This window comes from Burkholderia sp. WSM2230, assembly GCF_000472445.1.
Lineage (GTDB): Bacteria > Pseudomonadota > Gammaproteobacteria > Burkholderiales > Burkholderiaceae > Paraburkholderia.
Genome location: NZ_AXAJ01000001.1, coordinates 517618 through 538599 on the forward strand (window position 1 = coordinate 517618; position 20982 = coordinate 538599).

Here is a 20982-nt window from a genome sequence, read left to right on the forward strand (position 1 = left end):
GGGCGGTCCAATGGTGCTGTTCTCATTTCATTGGGCAATAACATGCGGTCTTCGACTGCTTCATCGTTTTGCGTTGCGTCTGTTCCGCTCGTGTCGCGCCGCGATGAAGCCGCACGCAATGTCGCGCGTGTTGCCGACTGGCTCGCGCTGGCGGCCTCGCGGAACATCGATCTCGTGGTCTTTCCGGAGGCTTGTATCAGCGGCTACGGGAGCATGGCGAAATTGGGCCGTGCCGAACTGAATGCGCTTGCTGAAGCACTCGACGGTCCTTCTGTGCGAGCCGTTGCAGATGCTGTCGAGCGTACTGGCGTCGCGGCTGGTGTGGGGTTCGTCGAGCGCGCAACGGACGGGCAGTTCTTCAACAGCTATGTGGTATGTCTACCGGGCGGCGTGCGCTATTGCCACAGAAAGCTGCATGCGTTCGAGCATCCGCGCATAGTCAGCGGCGATCGCTTCACTGTGTTTGATGCGTCGAGGGGCATTCGCATCGGTGTCCTGATTGGTGCGGATAACTATGTAGTCGAGAATGTGCGCATGACTGCGCTGATGGGCGCGACGGTGCTGCTTGCGCCGCATCGCAGCTATGGTTCAAGCGATGAAAGCAGTGAGTGGACGCAGCCTGTGTCGATGCAGCAGGCGCTTCGCCTTGCATCGAGCGCAAATGCGGCGCGTCGCGAAGAGGCGGACAACGGCGGAAAGTGGCTGCGCCGCTGGCTGCCTGCGCGTGCTGTCGACAATGGAATGTTCGTTGTTTTCAGCGACGGCGCGGAGATTACAGGGAAGAACCAGGCGGCCGGCGCAGCGATGATCGTCGACCCATTCGGCCGCACCTTGGTGGACACGTCAGGCGACGAGGCGCCTGGTGGTCTGATCTGCGCCGGACTCGAGGCCGGACTAATAGGGGTTAGCCCTGGCCGTGAATGGCTCGGCGCGCGCAGACCCGATCTTTATGGAGTGCTGAGCCGCGTCGGCTCCAATCGGACCGGATTCGAAGCGCAAGGCGTGTCGGCAAGAGGCGCGGTTGCACTATCGTTCGCGCAGGTCAGGCGCAACCGCGTCGTGGATTGATGCAACCCGCGCTTGCGTCCTTTTGCCTCCTTGAACCCTTATTCCGCGATTGAAAAGCGCGCCGGACGGCTCGCGGTCGATTTCGTGGGGCGCTCGACGCGCGCGGTGGCGCCGCGAATAAACAGTACCGCGCAGAACGCGACCATCGCCCAGATGCAGAGAATTACCGTCAAAGCGCTCATTTCGTGTCTCGAAGATTGAAAAACCGCTGTTGTTATAGTTGGCCGTACTCAGTGGCCGGTCAGTGCATCGTGGCTTGGTGCGTGCCGCCGGACAGAAGCTCGTCGATCAGACGCGTGGCCAGTCCAAGCTGCTGTTCCAGCGACGTGCGCGCTGCATGCGCCGCTCTGTCGTCGCCGCGCGCCGCTGCATTGTACGTCTGTGTCGCGAGGCGCAACACATTCTGCGAAGCGACATGCAGGCTCTGCATCGTCTGAGAGTCGCCGAAAGGCGCGGCGGCATCCAATTCGGCCGGTGCCGGCTCGGGCAGGTGTTCGTCGAACTGGCGATTCTGGCGATGACGGGAAGACATGTGAACTCCTGGCGCGATTTGCGGGCGATCCTGTGCGTGGGATGCGATCAACAGGAGTCAGTGTGCTCCGCGTAGGTGAACTTCAATTCGTCGAATAGAGGGCGTTTCTGGAGGCAATCGCGGGTATCGGCGACAAGGCGTTTCGTCTGGAGAAAGCGTTGCCTCTCGCGCTTTCGCGCCAGCGCATTGTGTCAACCACCAGCGAAGCCATTTGCGGGCCGGTTGCAAGGTCCAAAACTCGTGATCCAAACCTTACCGATAAATAGATTAGATAGACACGCAGGCTGCTTTAGGTGATTGATCCACGTGTGCCAAACCTACAATGAGAGCCGCACATTAGCGTTGGAGACCCGCGATGTCCGGTCGCACACAAACCCGCATTCCCTGCATGATGATTCGTGGCGGCACTTCGAAAGGCGCGTTTTTCATGGCGTCCGACTTGCCCGCCGACCCAGCCGAGCGCGACCGTGTTTTGCTTGCCGTGATGGGTTCCCCCGACCCGCGGCAGATCGACGGTATCGGCGGCGCCGATCCGCTCACCAGCAAAGTGGCGATAATTTCCCGCTCGTCGCGCGATGATGCGGACGTCGATTATCTGTTTGCTCAGGTCGTCGTTAACGAGGCGCGTGTCGATTTCGGCCAGAACTGCGGCAACATTCTGGCGGGCGTCGGTCCTTATGCGATCGAGCGCGGACTGGTCAAAGCGCAAGACGGCAGCACGCGCGTGGCCATCCACATGGTGAACACCGGTCAGATCGCGGTGGCGACGGTTAGGACCCCAGACTTTCAGGTGACGTATGAAGGCGACGCGCGCATCGACGGCGTGCCAGGCCGCGCTGCACCGATTCCGCTCGAGTTCAGGGACACGGCCGGCTCGACATGCGGCGCGCTTCTGCCGACGGGTCAACTGAAGAACACGGTTGAAGGCGTGGAAGTGACGTGCATCGACAACGGCATGCCGCTCGTGCTGATGCGGGCGCGCGACCTGCAGCGCACCGGTTACGAAACGCGCGAGGAACTCGATGCTGACGAGGAACTGAAGGCGCGCATCGAGAAAATCCGCCTGGCCGTGGGCCCGATGATGAATCTGGGCGACGTCAGCGCACGCACCGTGCCGAAGATGTGCCTCGTCGCCGAACCACGCGACGGCGGAACCATTTCGACGCGCAGCTTCATTCCGCACCGCTGCCACGCATCCATTGGCGTGCTTGGCGCGGTCAGCGTGGCGACTGCTGCGGTCTTGCCCGGCACCGTATGCGACGGGCTCGCGAAGGTCGATTCAGAAGGCGCGCGCAAACGCGTGTCCGTCGAACATCCTACCGGCGAGTTCACTGTCGAACTCACGCTCGGCGGCGAGCGCAATCATCCTGAAGTGTTGAGTGCGGCGCTGCTGCGCACTGCGCGCTGGCTGTTCGACGGCGTGGTCGCCATTCCTGCTTCGGTATGGGAAGCACGCGCCTCTGCGTGAGCGGCGGCTAGTTCGCGGCCGCGCTGACCGTTCGCGTGACGTCCACCACGGACAGACGAATCGCGTCGATCAGCGCGCGCGCGGCCGGCGAAGGCGTGCCCGCCGCGCGCAATGTCAGGCCGATGTCGCGGCGCGTGTTGTGCAGCGGTACGTTCAGCACCGCGAGTTGGCCCGCTTGCACCTCGTAGTGCAACTGCTGCGCCGACAGCGCGGCGACCATGTTGGTGCCCAGCAGCAGGCCGCGAATCACAGCGAGGTCGGCGGTTTCGACCGTCGGCAGGGGCGGCTTGACCTTCATCCGTTTGAACTGCGCTTCGAACAGCGCGCGAGCCGGCGCGTGGCTGCGCGGCAGAATCCATTGCACGTCGCGCAGGTCCATGATGCCCGGCTCACGCACACGCGTAAGCGGATGATCGCGACGCACCAGAAGCACCAGGTCTTCGGACATCAGGCGCTCGTTTTTCAGCCCGCTGGTTGCGTCGTTCTCACGCAGTGCGCCGAGAATGAAATCGATGTCGCCCGCTCGCAGACCCGCCACCAGCGCTTCATACGCGCTTTCGTCGGTGACGACGCGCACGCCCGGGTTTTCCGCGCTCATCTTCGCGATGGCTTTGGGCAGTATTAGCGTGCGTCCGAGCGGCAGCGCGCCGACCGTTACCGCGCCCTGAATGTTGCCGCGTAGCGCAGCGATATCGTCGGGTACGTGGCGCAGTTCGTTCAATGCGCGCCGCACGTGCAGCACGAACGTTTCACCTTCGGCGGTGAGCAGGATGCCACGCGGGCTGCGGTGAAAAAGACTCAGACCCGAGCCGCTTTCCAACACGCGAATCGCGGTGCTCACGGCGGGCTGACTGATGCCGAAGGTCTTCGCGGCGCTCGGCATATGACGATGCCGCGCCAGTGCGACGAAGATTTGCAGCCGCCGCGTGTTCAGCAAATAAGCGGGTAATGCGCCTTCAGCGGCGGGGCGCCGGCGTGTCTGGCGCGCGGCGCACCATTGCGCGAGTTCTTCCAGTTCCGCAAAAATTCTTTCGCAGCGAAGCAGCACGGCGCGGCCAACGGGCGTGGGCAGCATGCCTGAAGGACCACGATCGAATAGCGGTTCGCCCAGCGCCGACTCCAGCTCCTGCACCGATCGGGTAACCGCCGATTGCGCGCGAAACAGCGCTGCCGCGGCGCGCGTCGCGCTGCCTAGATCGGCGACGAGGCGGAACGCGCGCAGTTGCGCGAGGTTGAGAAGCGCTTTCGTGCTTGCCGGCGCTGTGGGTTTGGCGGGCGCGTTGCTGAGGGCGTCGGCGCTTGCCTGCGCGGTTTCCTGCGCGCCTGTTTGCGCAGTCCCTTGATTCCCGATGCGACTGAGCGATGCGTTGTGTGTCATGCCGCGCCCGCGATCATATGCAATGCCGGCAGCGACAGGTTCAGGCTTTCCTTCGATATGTGCGTGTGTTCCTTCATCAGCGCCTCCACGCGTGCGCCTTCGCCTTTCTTCAGCGCGTCCGTGATCGCGTGATGTTGCCGGTGTGCGTACATCAGCATCATGAACTGGCGCTCGCGCGCCGCTTCGTCGAATGCAATCGTAAAGGGCGAGACGAACGGTATCTTGTCGTTCAGACTGAGCGCGGCGCTCACCGCGGTGTTGTGCGCAGCCTCGATGATGAGCGAGTGAAAGCGCCCGTTCATGGCGGCATAGCGCACGTCGTCGCCTGGTTTCAGCTGACCGTTGCTGAAGATATCGTCGCCTTCGCGCAGGCAGTCGTCGAGCGCGGCGGCGAGTGCGGCGCCCACACCGCTTTCCGCAACCGAGCGCGCGGCGAGACCCTCGAGCACGCCGCGCACGTCGATGGCGTTCAGCACGTCGCGCACGCTGAACCGGCGCACCACGTAACCGCGCGCACCGGAACGGTCGAGCAATCCTTCGGAAGACAGTACGCTCAACGCATAACGCAGCGGCGTGCGCGATACGCCGAGCCATTGCGCGATCTGCGCTTCTACGAGACGTTGCCCCGGCGACAGTTCGCCTGCCAGAATTTTTTCGCGTAAGGTCTGAACAATGGCCTGCTGAGTGGTTTCGTTCATCATGGTCAACTCGTTGGACGCCGTTCAGTATAGCCACGCAAACCGTGTCGCACCACGCGAGAAATGCGGCTTGCGAGTTGCTTTGCAGTACATCTGTTTTGTTTATGGGTGGGGGAATCCGAAATGGGGTGGCTCGTAGTTGGCGACTCGATTCGGGATACCAAAGCGGCCCGGCCCGATGCGGGTTACAGGCGGGCCCAACAGGAGGAAAGCGCCAATGCAGCGCACACGAAGCGCTAATTTTCCGTCAATCACAGGTTTACCCGTACTTTCGCGAAAACCGCAAAATCCCTAACTTTGTATCCCAAGGTGGTTGTGCGGGCAATCTGTAGCGCTCCGGCAACCTATCCGATTGACGCGCCAGGATGGCGCAGCACGAAGTAACGGACGGCACACGAAATGGCAAGGATCATTGGCGGCATCGGCACATCGCATGTGCCGACTATCGGCATGGCGTACGACAAGGGCAAGCAGAACGATCCCGCGTGGGCGCCGCTTTTCAAGGGCTACGAACCGGTGGCGAGCTGGCTCGCCGAGCGCAAGCCGGACGCGATGGTGATGTTCTACAACGACCACGCGAACAGTTTCTTCTTTGACTGCTATCCGACGTTTGCGCTCGGCGTATCGGCCAACCATGAATTCGCGGACGAAGGCGCGGGCAAGCGTCCGCTGCCCGACATTGCGGGCCATCCGGAACTTGCCATTCACATCGCCGAGCAGCTCGTCAACGACGAATTCGACCTCACGATCTTCCAGGACCGTCCGCTCGATCACGGCTGTAATTCGCCACTATCGCTGATGTTGCCGCACGCCGGCGGCTGGCCGCTCGCGCTCGTGCCGATAGAGGTCAACGTCCTGCAGTATCCGCTGCCGACCGCCAACCGCTGCTATCGCCTCGGGCAGGCGCTGCGCCGCGCTATCGAATCCTATGATGAGGACCTCGACGTCGTGGTGGTCGGCACAGGTGGTCTGTCACACCAGGTGCACGGCGAGCGCAGCGGCTTTAATAACACCGAGTGGGACATGGAGTTTCTGGACCTGATCGTTCGCGACCCGCAGCGTCTTGCTGCGATGAAGCATGTCGACTACGTGAGGCTCGGCGGCGCGGAAAGCGTCGAAACGATCATGTGGCTCGCCATGCGCGGCGCATTGGGCCCCAAGGTGCGCGAGCTGCATCGCAACTATTACCTGGCGACCAGCACGGCAATGGCGGTCACGATCTATGAAGACGAGGTGGCGCAATGAATCCGCAACTGATCGGCGTCGAGGAACTGACCGGTACTTATCCATTCGACATTCGTCAGAGCATGAAGGCTATGCGCTTGAACCGCTTCTTCTGGCAAATGCGCGAAGCGCCGGCGCGCACGCTGTGGCTCGAGAACCGCGAGGCCGCATACGACGCGGCACGCCTGACGCCACAAGAGCGCACGCTTGTCGATAACGCCGACTGGATCGGTCTGATCCGCTACGGCGTCTGTTTCTTCGTGCTCGAGAAATTCGCGCGCGTCGTGAAGATCACCAATCTGGGTATGTACGCAAGCATGCGGGGCGAAACGCTCGACGCGTTTCTGAAAACGCGCAAGGTGCCGGAAGCGGTGTAGGGCGCGGCTCTGCGCCGCCCGCCGGCGGCATTTGATTCGGATACCAGAACAAAACCCGGCTTCTACCGAAAGCCGGGACGGGAAACCATTTTCTTCGGAGACACGCATGAAACCTGCAGATTCGGTCGACATCAAGGCGTTTATCGACGCGCGCAAAATGTCGTCCTACCAATGGCTTGTCCTTATTCTCTGCTTTGTGATCGTCATGATGGACGGCCTCGATACGGCCGTGATGGGCTTCGTTGCGCCCGTCATCATGCATGACTGGAATGTGAGCCGTGCCGCGTTTGGTCCTGTCATGAGCGCTGCAATGGTCGGCCTCGCGGTCGGCGCATTGGCGGCGGGTCCGATTGCCGATCGCATCGGACGCAAGAAGGTGCTCATCGCTTCGGTGCTCTGCTTCGGTTTGTTCAGCCTGATCTGCGCGTTCGCCGAATCGCCTGTGCAGCTCGTCGTATTGCGCTTTCTGACGGGGCTCGGCCTCGGCGCCGCCATGCCCAATTCGACGACGTTGCTCTCCGAATATGTGCCCTCGCGCAGCCGTTCGCTTCTGCTGACCATCATGTTTACCGGCTTTAACTTCGGGTCGGGCGCGGGCGGCTTCGTCGCCGCGTCGCTGATTCCACAGTTCGGCTGGCGCGCGGTGTTCATGTTCGGCGGCATCCTGCCGCTCGTGAGCGTGCCGCTGCTTTGGTGGCTCTTGCCGGAGTCCGCGCGTCTGATGCTCGTGCGCAAGCTGCCGACCGAACGGATTGCGGCGACGCTTGGGCGCGTCTGCGCACACGCATTCGACAAGGACGTTCGCTTTACGGCGCCGGAGCCCGTGGTTGCCGCGAAGGCGCCGGTACGCATGCTGTTCGCGGACGGTTACGCGTTCAGCACGCTGATGCTGTGGCTCACGTACTTCATGGGTCTTTTGATCATTTATCTGCTGACCGGCTGGCTGCCGACCCTGATCAAGGACGCGGGCCTGCCCGTCGAACGCGCAGCCGCGATTACCGGCATGTTCCAGTTGGGCGGCACGATCGGCGCGGTGGCGGTGGGCTTCGCAATGGACCGTCTCGATCGCAACGGAGTGATCGGCGCGGCGTATCTGCTTGGCGGCGTATTCATTTTCGCGCTTGGCATGGGCACGCTGAAGTCGAGCCTGCTGCCGGTTCTCGTCACGTGTGCGGGCTTTTTCATGAGCGGCGCGCAGACGGGGCTGAACGCATTGGCGCCGACCTGCTATCCGACCCGAGCACGCGCGACGGGGGTGAGCTGGATGCTCGGCTTCGGCCGCCTCGGCGGCATTCTGGGTTCGCTCGTTGGCGGCGCGTTGCTGTCGCTCGGATTCAGCTTCCAGGTCGTGTTTTCCGTGCTGGCGGTTCCCGCCCTCATCGCGGCCGTGGCGATTGTGATGAACCGGCTTGCTCTGCGTTTCATTACGAGCCCGGTTGCAGACGCATAACCCGGTTTTTGCGGTGTTGTGCGAGAGCCCGCGGCTTTCCTCTTGTGCCGCAACTCTCGCTCGCATCCGATGACAGCGCGCGCTCAGTCGAGCACGTTTATAAGGAGCAGACATGGACGGCAACATGAGTGCAAGCAGAAGCGATCTGGGCAGAACGGGTTTGCCGTCCGCGTGGACATGGCCGAGCCGCCGCGCGATGATTCGCGCCGGCGTGGCCGGCGGACTGCTCGGCGCGGTGATCATCTGGGTTTATGAGGCGTTGATCTGGGTGGGCGCGCAGCATCTGATGCCGCTCGCCGGCATTCCGCGCAACGCTACGGGCCTCGTATTCGGCAAAGCGGTGCAGGAGTCGATTGGTATATGGGCCTACGTGGTGGGCACGGGTATTCACTTCGTGTTCGCGATTGCATGGGGTGTGCTGTTCGCCGCCATCTGGCCGTACTTCCGCCGACGCGGCATTGAAGCGACGCTCGTCGCGCTCTTCTATGCAGTGTTGGCGTGGATCGTGATGCACGTGGCCATCATGATCGCCTCCGACAATCACCCTAACTACTACGACCCCGCAGTGATCATTGGCGGGTTCATGTCGCACATCTTCTTTACCGTGCCGCTTGCGTTGACGGTAAAGCGCCGGTTCGAAAGAGAAGTGCAATAAGCGGCGGTTCTGATCTGATCGCCGCAAGCATCGCTGCAAAGAAAGTATTTCAACAAAGACGTAGCAATTGGAGATCTGGAGAATGAAAAAAAGCCTCAGGCGAATCGACGCGGTGCTGTTTGGCGCAGCGGTAGCGGCTTCTGTGCCGGCCTTCGCGCAAAGCAGCGTGACGTTGTACGGTATTGTCGATAACGGCCTTTCCTACACCAGCAATCAGACTTCCACGCTGGGCTCGACGAGCGGTGGCAAATCCGCCGTGAAGTTCACGCCGGGCGTATGGGCCGGCAGCCGCTTCGGCCTGAAAGGCGGCGAAGATCTGGGCGGCAATACCAAGGTCATTTTCCAGCTGGAATCAGGTTTCAACTCGGGGACGGGCGCACAGCAGTACAGCAATGCAATGTTCGGTCGCCAGGCATGGGTCGGTGTGACCAACCCGGCGTACGGTACCTTCACGGCGGGCCGCCAATATGCGTCCTACTATCAGATGCTTTCACCCTACAGCCCGACCACGTGGCTCACCGGCTATTACGGCGCACATCCTGGCGACGTGGACGGTCTCGATACGATCTATCGCGCGAATAACACGCTCGAATACACGTCGCCCAAACTTTACGGTCTGACGGTGAGCGGTTCATATTCGCTCGGCGGCGTGGCAGGCAGCACCAATCGCGGCTCGACCTGGTCCACGGCGGCGCAATATGCGCTGGGCCCTGTCGGCTTGGCGGTCGGCTTCTCGCGGATCAACAACTCGACGCTCGGCGGCGGCGCGTGGGGCGCCGATTCGACCACCACGAACGGCGGCTCGCAGATCGGCGTGTCGGCGTTGACGAACGGCTATCAGACTGCTCAGGCGCAGCAGCGGTTCGCGGTGGGCGGCGGTTATACATTCAACAGCGCGTGGGACGTCACCGCGACTTATACGAACGTGCAGTACATTCCGGGCACAGGCTCGAAATTCCACGACACGGCGATCTTCAACACCGGAGGCCTCGTGTTGCACTGGAAACCGCTGATTGCGTGGGATTTCGGCGCGGGCTACAGCTACACGCGCGCCACGCGCGCGAACGGCATCGAGGACAGTGCGCAGTATCACCAGTTCAATCTGTCCCAGTACTACTCGCTGTCCAAGCGCACTGGCCTCTATGCGCTGGAAGCCTATCAGCACGCAAAGGGCAAGACGCTCGGCACCAACGGCGCTGGGCAGATCATCAACGCCACCGCGACGCTCGGCGACGGCTACAACAGCGCGCCGTCAACCACTGGTAATCAGTTTGCGTTCGGCATGGGCATTATTCACCGCTTCTAATGATGGTGTGAGTTGGTCGTTGTATGAAAGCCGGGCTGCAAGGGCAGCCCGGCTTTTTTTGTTTTGGCGGAACAGTAATTGCTCCCTTGTTGCACGAATTCGCCTGGCGGCAGAAGACAGCCGCGCGGATTCTGCCGCGAAAACAGCAAGCAATTAACAAAGGGAGACGATCATGACGAACAAGCCCACGACCCCCGCGACTCCGGCCGACCCAACCGATCCAGGCCGCCGCAAGATTCTTGCCGCCCTTGCAGGGTCCATTGCACTGTCGGCTTGCGGAGGAGGTGGAGGAGGCGGCAGTGGCGGCTCGGGTTCGGGAGGATCGCAGGCTGTTGGCACGATTCCGCCTGACCGAGCTAATCTCCCGCGTCCCGCGTTGCCCGATCCGGTTACCTCCGGCATCGATCATGTCGTGCTGGTCACGATGGAAAACCGCTCGTTCGACCATCTGCTGGGCTGGGTCCCGAACGCGGAAACTGCAATCGCCGGCCGAACCTTCAAAGACGCATTCGGCGAAATGCACGCGCCGTTCGCGCTCGCCACGAACCCCGCATATGGCTACCAGGCATGCTCGTTCGCGGACCCCAATCATTCATACGATGCAGGCCGCGTTAATCTCGCCAATGGCGCCGTGAACGGCTTTCTGCTCACGCCTGCCACGAGCCTCACGCGTGGCGATCTGCTGCCTATCGGCTACTTTCAGTCCGCGGACCTCGACTTCTATCGCGGCGCGGTCACGCAGTACACAGTGTGCGACTACTACATGAGCGGCATTCTCGCCGACACCTATCCAAACCGCTTGTATCTGCATAGCGGAGAAACGGACCGCCTGTCGGACACGCTCGACAACTCGTCGCTGCCGACCATCTGGGACCGCCTCGACGCGAAGAACATCTCTTCCACGTACTATTTCCACGACGTGCCCTTTACAGCGTTGTACGGCACGCGGTACGTGGCCCGTTCAAAGCTCTTCGCGGAGTTTCTCGCCGACGCAGCAGCGGGCACGTTGCCTTCGTTCTGCATGGTCGACCCGAGCTTTGGCGGAGAAGCACAGGGCACCTCGAACGACGACCATCCTCATGCCGACGTGCGCAACGGTCAAGTTCTGCTCGGCCAGATCTACGACGCGTTGCGCACGAGCCCCAACTGGAGCAAGACGCTCGTGATCATCGTGTATGACGAGTGGGGCGGTTTCATGGAACATGTCGCGCCGCCCGTCAAGCCGGTGTCCAGTGCCGAGGCTTCGCTCGGCAATGATGGACGGCTCGGTTTCCGGGTGCCCTGCATGTTGCTCGGACCGCGCGTGCGCGCGAACTACGTATCGCGGTATCCGTTCGATCCCAGTTCGATCCATCAACTGCTCGCATGGCGTTTCGGTCTCGATCCGCTTGGCGTGCGAGCGAGCGCCTCGACCACCTTCAACATGGCCTACGCGCTCGACTTCGCCACCGCGCGCACCGACGCGCCGGCCATCGCCGTTACGCAAGGCACGTTCGGCTCGGCATGCTCGAACATCTCGACGGCGACCTCGGGCGCGAGCGGCATCGCGCAACTGGACAAGAGCCAGCTCGTGCCAAATACCGCAACCAGTGCGCCAGGCGGCCGCTTCGCAGAGCTTCGCACTAAAGCGGACGCGCTTGGTTTTCCCGCGCCGAAGTAATTAGTTGCAGTTGAGAGGACCTGCTTGCCGTTGCCGCGCTGCGTCAGAACAACTGTTTCTGGCCGGACACCAGCCGTGTGAAGTCGTCGCGCAGCAGCGGCAAGATTGCGTCCGCAACGGGTTGCAATTGACGCGTGAGGTAGTGTTCGTAGTCGATCGCGGAACGCAGCGTTTCCAGCGGCTCCGGTCCGGCAATCGTCATGACATAGCTGATCCAGCCGCCGTTCTGGTATTGCAGCGGACGCCCTTGCCGGCGGTTGTATTCGTCGGCCACGCGCGCGGCGCGCACGTGGGGCGGCACGTTGCGTTCGTACTCGCCAAGCGGTCTGCGCAGGCGCTTGCGATACACGAGCTGATCGTCGAGCTTGCCGGCGAGCGTATCGCGTACATAGTCGCACACGTAGTCCTGATAGGGCTGCTGTGTGAAGATGCGCCTGTAAAGCTCCTGCTGGAATTGTTGCGCGAGCGGAGTCCAGTCCGTGCGCACGGTTTCGAGCCCTTTATAGACGATCTCTTCAGTGCCCTCCGGCGAAACGCTGAGCCCGGCGTAGCGTTTCTTGCTGCCTTCTTCAGCGCCGCGAATCGTCGGCATGAAGAAACGCCGGTAATGTCGCTCGAATTGCAATTCGAGCGCGCTCTCAAGCCCGAAGCGCCGATGTAAATCTTGCCGCCACCACGCATTGATATGTTCGACGAGTGCGCGTCCGATGCGGCCCGCTTCGTCTTCGTCGCGCGCGTGCCTGAGCCAGACGAAGGTAGAGTCCGTGTCGCCGTAGATCACTTCATAACCTTCTGCCTGAATCAGCTCGCGCGTGCGGTGCATGATTTCGTGGCCGCGCATCGTAATCGATGAGGCAAGTCGCGGATCGAAAAAGCGGCAACCGGTCGAACCCAGCACGCCGTAAAACGCATTCATGATAATTTTCAGCGCCTGGGAAAGCGGCTTGTTGTGTTCGCGTTTGGCTGTTTCGCGGCCTTGCCAGACCTGGCCCACGATTGAGGGCAGACAGTGGCGCGTGCGTGAGAAACGCGCGCCGAGAAAACCGGGCACGGACTGATCGTCGCCAGGATTCAGCATGCCTTCAACCAGCCCGACGGGGTCGATCAGAAACGTGCGAATGATCGACGGATACAGGCTCTTGTAATCGAGTACCAGCACGGAATCGTAAAGGCCCGGGCGCGAGTCCATCACGAACCCGCCGGGGCTCGCGGCGCCGGCCACGTCGCCCACGTTGGGCGCGACATAGCCTTGCCGATGCATTCGCGGCATGTACAGATGCGTGAACGCCGCGACCGAACCGCCGCTGCGATCCGCGGGCAAGCCGGTTACAGTGGCGCGTTCCAGCAGAAACGGCAGTAGTTCCGTCTTCGCGAAGATGCGCGTGACGAGCTCGCAGTCCTTCAGGTTGTATTGAGCGAGTGCCGGCTTGTCTTCGTCAAAGCGGCGCTGGATTTCATCCATGCGCTGATACGGATTGTCGATGGACTTGCCTTCGCCCAGCACGGCTTGCGACACATGCTCGAGGCTAAACGACGGGAAGCTCCACGTGGCTGAACGTAGCGCCTCGATGCCGTCGATAATCAGCCGTCCCGCGGCGCCCGCAAAATAATGGTTCTGCTTCAGGCCGTGTTCGCGCCACTCCATTGCCGCGCCGCCGCGACCAAGCCGCAACGGCACGCGGTATTGTTCGGCATGCTGCTGCAGCACGCGCAAATCGAACTGCACGAGATTCCATCCGATGATCGCATCCGGATCGTGCCGCTCCATCCACGTATTCAGTTTTTCGAGCAACTGGGCGCGTGTTTCGCAGTATTCGAGGTCGAAGTCGAGTTTGCTGGCATCGCCATTCGGCGGTCCGAGCATATACACCTGGCGTTGGCCGCAACCTTCCAGTGCAATCGAATAGAGCTCCGCGTGAGCACTCGTTTCTATATCGAGCGATACCAGTTTCAATGAAGGGCGATAGTCCGCGGCGGGTTTCAGTTCGCCGTTGACGAGCGTGCCGTCGCTCTGCCGCTCGCCGCCGAACCACACTGGCGCGGTGATGAAACGCTCCATCATGTAGCGCTCGGGTGGAAAGATGTCGGCTTCATACACTTCCACGCCGCCTTGCTTCAGGCGTTTCTCGAAGCCGGTCAATTGACGGTATTGCGGGCAATAGAGTCCGAGCACCGGCCGATGATGGAAGTCGCGCAATTCGAGTGGACGCAGATCGAGCGGCACCTCACGGCGCAAAATGGTTTCGGCGCGTTCACGCTGTTCCGCCGGAATGAATGCAACCGATGTTTGATGGCGCAAACGGATGTGACGGGGCCCGGCTTCCGTTGCCAGCCAGAAATCGACTTCAGTACCGGCAGGAGTGTCCCGCCAATGCCGCGTCAAGATGAAACCCTGCTCGAGCTCTGTCAAACCACCACCTTGGATCCTGGAAAAGGCGTGTCGCCGCCTGAAGCGATTTTACCGCCCTGCGCATGCAGCAGTGCGCGGTGCTTATGTCACCGGGCATGCAGCCGCGCGGCGTAGCCGGTATGATGATTTGGCAGCGCCTGTTTCGGCGCGCTCATGCGCCGGTCAGTCTTTTAATAAAAGAGGAGTAAATCAAATGACGTTAGGCAAACTTCTCGTGGCGGCCGCAGTGGCAGCAGCGAGTTTCGGCGCGCACGCGCAAGTCGCGGGCACGCAACCTCTTAGCGTGACGGTCGAGCAATCCAATGCGTTGCTAAACGGCTGGAGCGTCAAGAAGAGCATTCTCGGCAAGGCCGTGTACAACGATCAGAACGAGAAGATCGGTTCGATTCGCGATCTGGTGGTTGCACCGGACGGTTCGCTGTCGGCAGCAATCGTCGCTGCGGGCGGGTTTCTCGGTGTTGCGTCGCATGATGTAGCGGTGCCGATCGCGGCGCTCGACATTCGTTCGGGCAATTTCTATCTGGCCGGCGCGACCAAGGCGGCGTTGAAGGCCACGCCCGAGTTCCAGTACAACAAGGTGCAAACGCCGGCTAAGCCCAAGAAGCTGTCGGCGCAGTGATCCAGCGAGGCTTGCGGGCAGGCCGATAGATGAACCGGCCTGAACCTGCTTCACGCCTCCAGGGCGAGCGTGGCGAAGGTCGCAAGCCAATGCTCGCCCATGTAATCTCCGGCCACATGAGGCAACGCACTTTGCAGATGGCGCTCGGCTGACTCGAGCAGCACGGTGCGGCGTATGTCACCGGCCGGCAGCGTGCGGGCCAGCGAGCGTTGGCACCAGGCGCGGCTCAGGTTGAGACCGTCGAGGTGGGCAATCTTGCCGTCGCTGCGGTCCGTCACAGTAACCGGCTCAAAGAGCGTAGCGGGTTTTTTCGCGCCCAGGTCGGGCAGAAAGCGCCCGAACCAGTCGACGAATTGCGCCGGCGGCAACACGCGACGCATCAATTCGGCTTCCATCAGCGAAGGCGAGAGGAATTCGTCACCGGCGGGCTCCCATGCCTGGCACCCCACGTCGTGCAAAAACCAGCGCTCCGCGGTGCTGACAACCAGCGCCTCCAGCGAGCCGTGCGACGTTTGCCGCGCGAAATCCAGCGTGAGCGCAAGCGCGAATGCCATGTTGAAATGCGTGCCCACGCGCAGCGGATAAGTGGCTTTGGGCAAAAACGTCTCGAAGCGTTCGACGAAGACCTCGGTAAGCGGCGCGAATGTTCTGGACCAGCGCGCGGCGTCCGAGAGCTTTAACGAATGCAGTTGGGCGCCAAGCGCGAGCAGCCACGCCCAGCCGTAGGGCCGCTCGAAGCCCAGGTTGTGCGGCAGGTCGAGATACGCTCGCTCGCCGGCGACGTTTGCCGCCGTGAAATGTTCGTCGACCACCGCGACAATACGCGCAGCTTCCGGCAAGTCGGGAAAGCGCTCAATAAGATGCAGAACCAGCCAGTAACCATGCACGCACGAGTGCCAGTCATAGCTGCCGTAAAAGATCGGATGCAATGCGCGGGGGCTTTGCACATCTTCCGGACCCGCCAGCGAATGCGTGAGTTTGTTCGGGTATTCGCGCGTGAGGTGAGCGAGCGCGAGATTGGCGAATTTCGAACCGAATTCGCGAGTGAGTAGGGCGGTCATTGGCGGTTCCTCGAAAGCGGAATACGAACAGGCCATTAGTATCGTATTGGCGGCCGGCAATAGCAAAGCGCAGAGCGCTGTACGCGGGTTGATGCGCTATTCGTATTCTAGTCGCAGCAGCGGGAATGCCGCGATGTCGGCGCTTGCGGACGTGAACGGCGCGCAATTGCGGCTAAAGCTGCCGTTAAGGTTTTCTGCAGGTTGGCAGACAGGAAGCGTCGGGCACGCCGCGTTTCTTTCCGGTTCTTTGCAGGGTCGCGGCGGCCGATTTGTACGTGCTATGTTCGTGCTCCGCCACAAGCAATGCGTCTTTGCACTGACAACACCAGGATGGAGCAGTTCTTTATGCGGCGTGCCAGCGCCGTCAATTTCCTGCTGGCGCGGCGGCGTGTGTGCCTCGACAAGATTGCGTCTGCAACGAATGCCGACTGGGAGCACCAGCGCGAAGTCGAATTGATCGAGCGTCTGGTACTCGACGTTCGTGCGGGCCGGCTCAGTACATTCGAATTGATGCACGCAAAAGCCGTTGCGGTGGTGGTCACCGATTAGGGCTTCGGCATATTGCCGGCATCAGAAGCGATAGCCGACCGAGGCAAACGAAATGATCGGGTTCAGCTTCAGCTTCGTGGTGCTCGTTACTGTGCCGACTGAGGACTTCGTGGTCAGCGTGGCACGCGTGGAGAGCCACATATACGACAGCGACAGGTCGACCGACCAGTGTTTGTCAATGTTATACGCAAAGCCCGCATTGATCACCGGCGCAAACGAACTGCCGAGTTTGGCGGTGGTGGTTCCTTGCAGCGCCGTGCCATACGTGGATGAATAGAGGAAGCTACCGCTCGAGACGGCCGGACTCAATTTCACTCCGCTATACCAGACATACGACGCACCCGCGCCAAGATAGGGGCGGAAACGGCTCTGCGGATCGTTGAAGTAGTACTTCATCAGCAGTGTGGGACTCCATTCATAGGCGGAGCCGATCTGTCCCAACGCCGCCAGCGAACCTGTACCGGTCAGATTGAATTTCGGCGGAATGCCGAACACGGCAGTGGTTGCAATATGATCGGTAAAGAAATACGTGGCTGTGAGACCGAACGTATCTGAATCGTCGACACTTGCGCCGGTGCCGGTTTTCGTGACGCTCGTGCCTAACGCATTGACCGTCAGCGGCTTGCTCGAGTCTTGCGGCGCGAGATGGAACCAGCCGGCGCTCAGCACGAAGTCTCCGGCGCTTTGCGCGTGCGCGGCTGTAGCTGTGAATAATGCAGCGGCCAAAGCGAGTACACGTGGATGCTTCATTTTCGTCTCCTTCTCTTGTCTGTTATGGGTGATTCGTCAGGGACGATTCTATGCGTACGGTCGTTCGGTTTGTCGTATGCTCTATTGAGTTTTACCTCTGTAATCTGGTAAGGATTCCAGGCTGGCCATTGCGAGCCCAAAGCCAAAAGCCCACTGGTTAGAGTGGGCTTCCGGTTGCCTTTTCGAAAGAGAGAATCGCGCCGTCGTATGGAATGAATCGCGATGACGCTGGCCTATTTAACCCCGCCGCGAGCTCGCTGCGCAAGCATTAAGGCGAAGTACTGCGGTTCTATTGCCTTCTCTTTTCTTACTTGCGGCGCACCGCGCTATACAGAGGCAACGCCCGCTCCTCGAGCATCGCAATGGCCTGAACCGCAAGTTGCGAGAGCGTGTGTTTGCTGCTCGTGGCAATGGCAAGCCGGCTGAACAAAGTCGGCTCGGTAATGCGGATTACGCGAAAACGCCGCTTGAGCGCGTCGCTCACGGTAGCGTTCAGGGGCAATACCGCGTAGCCGATGCCCTCGCTGACCAGGTCGAGAATCGACGGCACGGCATCCACTTCCAGTTCGATGTTGAGCCGCACGCCTTGTTCGGCTGCTACGGATTCGAGCATGCGGCGAATCGCATGCATGCGGCCGGGAATCACAAGGGGATAGCGTGGAATGTCGCGCAGCGCGATTGCTCCTGCCGGTTCACGCGCAACCTTTTCGTGTGTCTTGCCATCGTCCGCGCCGATCAGAAAGAGTTCTTCCGTAAACACCGTGCGCTTGTCGATGAGTGGTGTATCGAACGTGTCATAAAGAACCGCGACGTCGACGCGGCCCATCATCAGCCATTCGATCAGGTAGGTTGACAGCCCCTCGGCAACGGAAATCGTCGCGCCCGGAAACGACGTGCGGAAACTGCGCACGAGTTCATTGGTCGCGACTTTCGCGAAGCTCGGCGTAATGCCAATGCAAAAATGGCCGCCTATGGTGCCACGCAATTCGTCGAGATCTTGCGACGCGCGCTGCACCTGCGAGAGGATCCCTTTGGAATGAGCCAGCATTCGCTGCCCAGCGGGCGTGAGGGTGACGCCGCGGCCATTGCGCTCAAGCAGTGTGTGGCGCAATTCCACTTCCAGTTGCCGCACGAGTCTGCTGAGCGCTGGCTGATTGGTGTCGAGCGCGATTGCCGCGCGCGTGAAGCTGCCAAGTTCGGCAACATGCACAAACGCTTCCAACTGCTTCAGGTCCATGGGCGAGCTATGTGTAAATCACATATCAGCTAGTTTGGTATAGCGATTGTATCGAGCGATGCCCGCCGCCACAATCTGCTTACTCCAGCTTACATAGACAGCCGCGCCACGCGGCCTCCAAGATAAGAGACGGAGCTCTGATGAAATCCTGTTTGCCGCCCGATCCCCATCCCGTTCGCCCCGCGCAGCCATTGCCCGCAGGTGCTTGCGACGCGCATTGCCATGTGTTCGGTCCCGCCGACGCATTTCCGTATGCGCCGGATCGCAGCTATACGCCGCCCGACGCGCCTTTCGAACAACTCACCGCACTGCATGATTTTCTCGGCGTGAGCCGCGGCGTGATCGTGCAGGCGAGCTGTCATGGCACCGATAATAGCGCGATGCTTGACGCCATTGCGCGCAGTAACGGCCGCTACCGCGGCGTCGCGATAGTCGACGGCGATGTGACCGACTCGCAACTTGCCCATCTCGATGCACGGGGTGTACGCGGAGTGCGCTTCAACTTCGTCGCGCATCTGGGCGGTGCGCCGGATCTCGACGTCTTCGACCGGGTACTCGAGCGTATCGAGCAGCTTGGCTGGCACGTGGTGCTGCATCTGGACGCGCAGGACATTCTGCAATACGCGCAGCGGATTGCGCGGATCAAGGTGCCGTTCGTGATTGATCATATGGGCCGTGTGCGCGCCGAGGGCGGACTCAATCAACAGCCGTTTCGCCAACTGCTGGAGCTCATGCGTAATCCGCTCGCATGGGTCAAGGTATGCGGTTCGGAGCGCGTTTCGGCGGGCCGCCGGCCTTTTGACGATGCGATACCGTTCGCTCAGGCGCTGATCGAAGCCGCGCCCGACCGCGTGTTGTGGGGCACGGACTGGCCTCATCCGAACATCAGCCAGGACATGCCGAACGACGGCGAACTCGTCGACCTGTTGTTCCGCTTCTGCCCGGACGAAGCACTCCGCGAAAAGCTGCTGGTGACAAATCCCGCACGGCTTTACGGCTTTCACGCGTAGTTGTGCCTGCAATCGTGTTTTGAACTGCCGCATAAGATGGCAGGTGTGCGGAAAGCTAAGCATTTAGCGACTTTCCGCTCACTATTTTTAACGGAGACAAAGATGATCGGAAATGTTCACCGTGTGAATCGGCCGGGAGCGGCTTTATGAGCGAGAGTGCCGTCATGACCTCGCCCGCGTCCGGCGCAAGGAAGCCATTTTATCGAACGCTGTATTTCCACGTATTCGTGGCGATCATTATCGGCGTGCTGCTGGGGCATTTTGCGCCGTCGCTCGCCGTGAAGATGAAGCCGCTTGGCGACGCGTTCATCAAGCTGATCAAGATGGTGATTGGCCCGATCATCTTTTGTACCGTCGTGACCGGCATTGCCGGAATGGGCGACATGAAGAAGGTCGGGCGAGTGGGCGGCAAGGCGCTGCTGTACTTCGAAATCGTGTCGACGCTTTCGCTTGTCATCGGTCTGGTGGCAGGGCACATTTTTCACCCGGGCAGCGGCTTCAATCTGAATCCGGCCACCATCGACACGAAAGCACTGGCGGGTTACACGAATGCCGCGCAGCATCAGAATACAGTCGAGTTTCTGATGCATATCATTCCGGACACCGTCACAGGCGCGTTTGCATCGGGCAATGTACTGCAGATCCTGCTTGTGTCCGTGCTGTTCGGCGCCGCCCTCGCCGCGACCGGAGAGCGCGGCCGCCCGCTTATCGCGATGATCGACTACTTTGCGCATACGTTTTTCGGCATCGTGCACATCATCATGAAGGTGGCGGCAATCGGTGCTTTCGGCTCTATTGCGTTCACGATCGGTACTTACGGAATAGGCGCGGTGGTGCCGTTGCTGAAACTGATCGGGGCGTTCTATGCGACGCTGCTGGTGTTCGTGATCGTCGTGCTCGGTGCCATTGCGCGACTGCTCGGCTTCAGCATTTTGCGCTTCATGAGCTATATCCGCGAAGAGATTCTGATTGTGCTGGGTACGAGTTCTTCAGAGGCCGCACTTCCGCAGATGCTCGAAAAACTGGAGCGCCTCGGCTGCTCCAAATCGGTTGTGGGACTCGTCATTCCGGCGGGCTACTCATTCAATCTCGACGGCACGAACATCTATCTGACAATGGCCGTGCTATTCATCGCTCAGGCATTCAATATCGATCTCAGTCTCACGCAGCAACTTACGCTGGTCGGCGTCGCGATGCTTACGTCGAAGGGCGCGAGCGGTGTTGCCGGCGCAGCGTTCGTGATGCTGACTTCTACCTTGCTGGTTTTTCCGCTGATTCCGGTGTCGGGCATGGTGCTGATCCTCGGCATTCACCGTTTTATGGGTACAGGTCTCGCGATTGTGAATACGATTGGCAACGGCGTCGCGACGCTCGTCGTCTCCGCGTGGGAGCATGAACTCGACAGATCCAGGTTGAATGAGGGTATGGGCCGCCGACGCGCGGATTTACCGCGTGCCTAGTCGCGGGTTTGGTCGCGTGAATTGACGGCGCACAAGTTGACGGTCTAGCCGTTGTAGCTACCCAGGTGTC

The 20982-nt window shown here is 60.9% G+C and carries 20 protein-coding genes; 12 read left to right on the forward strand and 8 right to left on the reverse strand.

The genetic code is table 11. The features are described 5' to 3' along the window. Positions 1-42 precede the first annotated feature (42 nt). The gene (locus A3AC_RS0102345; RefSeq protein WP_025596922.1) at positions 43-1068 is read left to right on the forward strand and encodes a nitrilase-related carbon-nitrogen hydrolase; all 1026 of its coding nucleotides are present in this window, start codon (positions 43-45) and stop codon (positions 1066-1068) included. 38 nt (positions 1069-1106) lie between these two features. Here the strand turns inward: A3AC_RS0102345 and A3AC_RS30595 are convergent, their stop codons facing one another. Both A3AC_RS30595 and A3AC_RS0102355 read right to left on the reverse strand, forming a co-directional pair. Then, on the reverse strand, positions 1107-1250 hold the full coding sequence (locus A3AC_RS30595; protein ID WP_198017959.1) for a hypothetical protein: 144 nt from the start codon (positions 1248-1250) through the stop codon (positions 1107-1109). A 59-nt stretch (positions 1251-1309) separates the two neighbouring features. After that, positions 1310-1600 carry a hypothetical protein gene (locus A3AC_RS0102355; protein WP_025596924.1) on the reverse strand — a complete coding sequence of 97 codons (291 nt, stop codon included), beginning with the start codon at positions 1598-1600 and terminating at the stop codon, positions 1310-1312. A gap of 355 nt (positions 1601-1955) precedes the next feature. Here A3AC_RS0102355 and A3AC_RS0102360 point away from each other — a divergent pair, with 355 nt between their 5' ends. Then, positions 1956-3068: a 4-oxalomesaconate tautomerase gene (locus A3AC_RS0102360; protein ID WP_025596926.1), complete on the forward strand. Its 1113-nt coding sequence runs from the start codon at positions 1956-1958 to the stop codon at positions 3066-3068. 7 nt (positions 3069-3075) lie between these two features. Here the strand turns inward: A3AC_RS0102360 and A3AC_RS0102365 are convergent, their stop codons facing one another. Continuing rightward, the gene (locus A3AC_RS0102365) at positions 3076-4446 is read right to left on the reverse strand and encodes a LysR family transcriptional regulator (protein WP_025596928.1); all 1371 of its coding nucleotides are present in this window, start codon (positions 4444-4446) and stop codon (positions 3076-3078) included. Further along, positions 4443-5144, reverse strand: a complete 702-nt coding sequence (locus tag A3AC_RS0102370; RefSeq protein WP_025596930.1) for a GntR family transcriptional regulator — start codon at positions 5142-5144, stop codon at positions 4443-4445. Before A3AC_RS0102370 ends, A3AC_RS0102365 begins: the two co-directional genes overlap by 4 nt. Before the next feature lie 399 nt (positions 5145-5543). Here A3AC_RS0102370 and A3AC_RS0102375 point away from each other — a divergent pair, with 399 nt between their 5' ends. The 6 genes from A3AC_RS0102375 to A3AC_RS0102400 all read left to right on the forward strand — a co-directional run bounded on the left by A3AC_RS0102375 (position 5544) and on the right by A3AC_RS0102400 (position 11816). After that, on the forward strand, positions 5544-6389 hold the full coding sequence (locus A3AC_RS0102375; RefSeq protein ID WP_025596932.1) for a gallate dioxygenase: 846 nt from the start codon (positions 5544-5546) through the stop codon (positions 6387-6389). Next, a complete protein-coding gene (locus A3AC_RS0102380) occupies positions 6386-6745 on the forward strand; it encodes a protocatechuate 3,4-dioxygenase (RefSeq protein WP_025596934.1) in 360 nt (119 codons plus the stop codon). The genes A3AC_RS0102375 and A3AC_RS0102380 overlap by 4 nt, the downstream gene beginning before the upstream one ends. 106 nt (positions 6746-6851) lie before the next feature. After that, positions 6852-8195: an MFS transporter gene (locus A3AC_RS0102385; protein WP_025596936.1), complete on the forward strand. Its 1344-nt coding sequence runs from the start codon at positions 6852-6854 to the stop codon at positions 8193-8195. Between the two features lie 112 nt (positions 8196-8307). Beyond that, a complete protein-coding gene (locus A3AC_RS0102390; RefSeq protein ID WP_025596938.1) occupies positions 8308-8850 on the forward strand; it encodes a hypothetical protein in 543 nt (180 codons plus the stop codon). Between the two features lie 82 nt (positions 8851-8932). Further along, entirely contained in the window at positions 8933-10156 is a 1224-nt protein-coding gene (locus A3AC_RS0102395; RefSeq protein ID WP_025596940.1) for a porin, read from the forward strand. 172 nt (positions 10157-10328) lie between these two features. Further along, positions 10329-11816, forward strand: a complete 1488-nt coding sequence (locus A3AC_RS0102400) for an alkaline phosphatase family protein (protein ID WP_025596942.1) — start codon at positions 10329-10331, stop codon at positions 11814-11816. A gap of 43 nt (positions 11817-11859) precedes the next feature. Here A3AC_RS0102400 and A3AC_RS0102405 read toward each other — a convergent pair whose 3' ends face one another. After that, a complete protein-coding gene (locus A3AC_RS0102405; protein WP_025596944.1) occupies positions 11860-14226 on the reverse strand; it encodes a DNA polymerase II in 2367 nt (788 codons plus the stop codon). 193 nt (positions 14227-14419) lie between these two features. Between A3AC_RS0102405 and A3AC_RS0102415 the strand changes: the two genes are divergently transcribed. Continuing rightward, a complete protein-coding gene (locus tag A3AC_RS0102415) occupies positions 14420-14845 on the forward strand; it encodes a PRC-barrel domain-containing protein (protein WP_025596946.1) in 426 nt (141 codons plus the stop codon). A 50-nt stretch (positions 14846-14895) separates the two neighbouring features. Here the strand turns inward: A3AC_RS0102415 and A3AC_RS0102420 are convergent, their stop codons facing one another. After that, positions 14896-15906 carry a DUF2891 domain-containing protein gene (locus A3AC_RS0102420; protein WP_025596949.1) on the reverse strand — a complete coding sequence of 337 codons (1011 nt, stop codon included), beginning with the start codon at positions 15904-15906 and terminating at the stop codon, positions 14896-14898. Positions 15907-16251: 345 nt separating this feature from the next. On the opposite strand from A3AC_RS0102420, the gene A3AC_RS0102425 reads away from it, so the two are divergent. Beyond that, complete coding sequence (locus tag A3AC_RS0102425; RefSeq protein WP_025596951.1) at positions 16252-16455, forward strand: hypothetical protein; 204 nt, start codon at positions 16252-16254, stop codon at positions 16453-16455. A 21-nt stretch (positions 16456-16476) separates the two neighbouring features. On the opposite strand, the gene A3AC_RS0102430 is transcribed toward A3AC_RS0102425, so the two are convergent. Together A3AC_RS0102430 and A3AC_RS0102435 are read right to left on the reverse strand one after the other, a co-directional pair. Beyond that, complete coding sequence (locus A3AC_RS0102430) at positions 16477-17205, reverse strand: OmpW/AlkL family protein (RefSeq protein ID WP_025596952.1); 729 nt, start codon at positions 17203-17205, stop codon at positions 16477-16479. 307 nt (positions 17206-17512) lie between these two features. Next, positions 17513-18442 carry a LysR family transcriptional regulator gene (locus A3AC_RS0102435; RefSeq protein WP_025596954.1) on the reverse strand — a complete coding sequence of 310 codons (930 nt, stop codon included), beginning with the start codon at positions 18440-18442 and terminating at the stop codon, positions 17513-17515. A gap of 140 nt (positions 18443-18582) precedes the next feature. Between A3AC_RS0102435 and A3AC_RS0102440 the strand changes: the two genes are divergently transcribed. Both A3AC_RS0102440 and A3AC_RS0102445 read left to right on the forward strand, forming a co-directional pair. Beyond that, positions 18583-19452 (forward strand): amidohydrolase family protein, encoded by an 870-nt coding sequence (locus A3AC_RS0102440; protein WP_025596956.1) that lies wholly within the window; start codon positions 18583-18585, stop codon positions 19450-19452. A 146-nt stretch (positions 19453-19598) separates the two neighbouring features. Next, the gene (locus A3AC_RS0102445) at positions 19599-20912 is read left to right on the forward strand and encodes a dicarboxylate/amino acid:cation symporter (RefSeq protein ID WP_025596958.1); all 1314 of its coding nucleotides are present in this window, start codon (positions 19599-19601) and stop codon (positions 20910-20912) included. The last annotated feature ends 70 nt before the right edge of the window (positions 20913-20982 follow it).